Source organism: Treponema sp. UBA785 (assembly GCF_002297065.1).
GTDB lineage: Bacteria > Spirochaetota > Spirochaetia > Treponematales > Treponemataceae > Treponema_D.
This window is the reverse complement of the sequence record NZ_DBJD01000053.1, coordinates 1-3,123: the sequence shown is the minus strand read 5'-3', so window position 1 is coordinate 3,123 and position 3,123 is coordinate 1. Positions and strand designations below refer to the sequence as shown.

Annotated in this window: 4 protein-coding genes; all 4 read right to left on the bottom strand. The window is 44.5% G+C overall.

What is annotated here, in order from left to right:
- Positions 1 to 230 precede the first annotated feature (230 nt).
- Positions 231 to 1,532, bottom strand: coding sequence for a phosphopyruvate hydratase (gene eno, locus B2X33_RS04140; protein ID WP_296667859.1), 1,302 nt, complete (start codon positions 1,530 to 1,532; stop codon positions 231 to 233).
- Between the two features lie 183 nt (positions 1,533 to 1,715).
- On the bottom strand, positions 1,716 to 1,922 hold the full coding sequence (locus B2X33_RS04135; RefSeq protein WP_296021468.1) for a helix-turn-helix domain-containing protein: 207 nt from the start codon (positions 1,920 to 1,922) through the stop codon (positions 1,716 to 1,718).
- A gap of 9 nt (positions 1,923 to 1,931) precedes the next feature.
- Complete coding sequence (locus B2X33_RS04130; RefSeq protein ID WP_296021462.1) at positions 1,932 to 2,507, bottom strand: hypothetical protein; 576 nt, start codon at positions 2,505 to 2,507, stop codon at positions 1,932 to 1,934.
- Between the two features lie 94 nt (positions 2,508 to 2,601).
- Positions 2,602 to 3,123: class I tRNA ligase family protein (locus tag B2X33_RS04125; protein ID WP_296667857.1), on the bottom strand; the 522-nt coding region annotated here is incomplete at its 5' end.

The following is a 3,123-nucleotide window of genomic DNA, read 5'->3' as shown; positions in this document are numbered from 1 at the left end:
TAACAATATTGATAGCTGTCAAAACGTAGGTTGATTGCAGACATCTAACAGCATTGACGACTGCTAGAATTTAGCTTTAATGTCATCAGAAGTTATATTAGGAATCAGAGCCTGTTAAGCAGAATCCCCAAAACTTATTACTCTGCCTGATTAAAAAGGCCCGTTCCTCAACTGTAAAAGCAGTTTTCAGTCCAGGCTTTTTTATAACTCAATAATGTAATTTCTTTTTTCTATTTCTTAATATTATACGCCTCAAATCCAGGGTAGCAGGCAGCGTCACCAAGCTCCTCTTCAATGCGCAGAAGCTGGTTGTACTTTGCCACGCGCTCTGTGCGGCTTGGCGCGCCTGTCTTAATCTGGCAGGTGTTGAGAGCTACTGCAAGGTCTGCTATTGTTGTGTCCTCTGTTTCGCCTGAGCGGTGGGAAGCGATTGCTGTGTAGCCCGCCTTGTGCGCCATCTTGATTGCCTCAAGCGTTTCTGAGACAGAGCCAATCTGGTTCAGCTTGATAAGAATTGAGTTCCCAGCCCCGATCTTTATTCCCTTTGAAAGCCGCTCCACGTTTGTGACGAAAAGGTCGTCGCCTACGAGCTGGACTTTCTTTCCGAGTTTTTCTGTCATCTTTACCCAGCCTTCCCAGTCTTCCTCGTCAAGCCCGTCCTCAATCGAGACAATCGGATACTTGCTGGCGAGCTTTTCCCAGTGCGCGATAAGCTCGTCCGTCGTGAAGTTCTTTCCTGACTTCGGCTGATGATAGAATCCTTTTCCTTTCGGAGACTTCCATTCGGAAGAAGCCGCGTCCATCGCAATCAAGAAGTCCTTGCCCGGCTTGTAGCCTGCCGCCTCAACCGCCTCGAGAATTTTTTCGATTGCCTCCTCGTCGCTTCCGAGCTTGTTAGGCGCAAATCCGCCCTCGTCTCCGACTGCAGTAACGTCTCCCATTTTCTTGATTAGGTCGTGGAGCTTGTGGAAAACTTCCGTGCACCATCTCAATCCCTCTTTGAACGAAGGCGCGCCTGCCGGCATAATCATGAATTCCTGAGTGTCAACCGCGCTGTCCGCGTGCGCTCCGCCGTTCAAGATGTTCATCATCGGAACTGGAAGCTTTGTTCCTTGAACTCCGCCCAAGAATCTGTAGAGAGGAATTTGGAGCGAGTTTGCCGCCGCCCGCGCGCATGCGATTGAGACTGCAAGAATCGCGTTTGCTCCAAGGTTTGACTTGTCCTTTGTGCCGTCAGCCTTGAGCATTGCGCCGTCAACCTTGTATGTGTCTGCCGCGTCAAGCCCGACAATTGCGCTGGCGATTGCGCCGTTCACGTTTGCGACGGCCTTTGAAACGCCTTTTCCGCCGAATTTTGACTTGTCTCCGTCGCGAAGCTCCAGCGCCTCGAATTCGCCTGTTGAGGCTCCGGACGGAGCGGCTCCAAGCGCGACAGTTCCGTCTTCAAGATGAATTTCCGCTTCCACAGTCGGGTTTCCGCGCGAGTCGATAATCTCGCGTCCGATAACTTTTACAATCTTTGTTGATTTCATAGCTTTCTCCTTGAAAAGAAAATGTTAGCTAATGCTAATTACAGGGCTAATATATTGGTTTTTCAAAAGAGAATCAAGAAGAGAGAATGGAATTTTGTTAGCGAAAGATAAGCTTCAAGCGGGTTTGCCCCGCATAACAACCTGCTGAATTTACTGAAAGGATTTAACAGTCTCGAAAAGTATCTATTCCTCGTAGCCTAGAATATCTCCCGGCTGGCATTTTAAAACTCTGCAAAGTGCCTCCAATGTCGAAAAGCGGATTGCCGTAACTCTGTTATTTTTCAGTTTTGAAAGATTCACATTTGTGATTCCGACTTTTTCGGCAAGTTCATTTACAGAAATTTTTTGTTCAACCATTACACGGTCAAGATGCAAAATGATTTTTCCCATTTTTGTTCCCTAGACAAGTCCTTCAACTTCTTCTTCCAGTTTGATTCCGTATGCAAAAATTTCTGAAAAACAAATCATTGCGATTCCCATTGCAATTCCAACAATCTGGACGCTCGTTTCGCACGCATCAACACCGAGAGAAATTCGGGCAATCAGACTCATTACAAAACCTATGAAAGGAATCATAATGCTGAAAATTCCGATTTCTCTGACCATTCTTACAACGTCTTTTTGAAAAGGCGTTTTTCCCTTGCTGAACCATGTTTTTCCTTCGCATGTTTGGATGATAAGATAAATATTTCTGAAAATCATTGTCATGCAGAGCATTGTAAAAATTCCTGCAAAAGCGAAAATTTTTACCGCGCTTGGAATAAGATTTCCATTTTGATCAGCGATTTCAATTTCAAATCCATTTGTGGCGATTGTTCCGTTTCCAACTGACTCAAGAAGAAAATTTCCGAATTTTTCAGGAATTACAAATGAGAACACTGTTGCGACAATCATTGCGGCGGAACTAAAAAGAAACAAGATTTCAAAGATTTTTGAAACGATTTTTGTAATTTTACTGATATTTCTGTTGTTCATAAAAAACTCCTATACTTTTATTTGTACAGGAGTTTTTATCGTTTGTCAATAAATATTTATTGTTTTTAGATAATTTTTTAATTTTTTACGATAATTATTTTACAACGACGTTTACGAGTTTTCCTGGAACTACAATTATCTTCGCGACTGTTTTTCCGTCGGTGAATTTTTTGTAGCCGTCGGTCTCTTTTGCCATTGCTTCAAGAGTTGCGCTGTCTGTGTCGGCTGCAGCCTCGAACTTTGCGCGGAGCTTTCCGTTTATCATAACCGGGAACTCCTTTGTGTCGTCCTTGCAGTAGCTTTCATCGAATGTCGGCCATTTCTCGTATGCGTTTGTGTCTGTGTGTCCGAGCTTCTGCCACAGCTCTTCTCCAAGGTGAGGAGCGTAAGGCGAGAGCATGAGAACAAAGCCTTCCCACATCGCTTTTGGAATTGAGTCGAGCTTTGAAGCCTCGTTCACAAAAATCATCATCTGGCTGATTGCAACGTTGAAGTCAAGATTGCTTGTGTCTTCCGTCACTTTTTTTACGGTTTTAGCGTAAGTTTTTCGGAGCGAAGCGAGCGGTTTTTCGAGTTTTCCTGTGATGTCAACATCGCTCATCGGCTTTTCTGACAA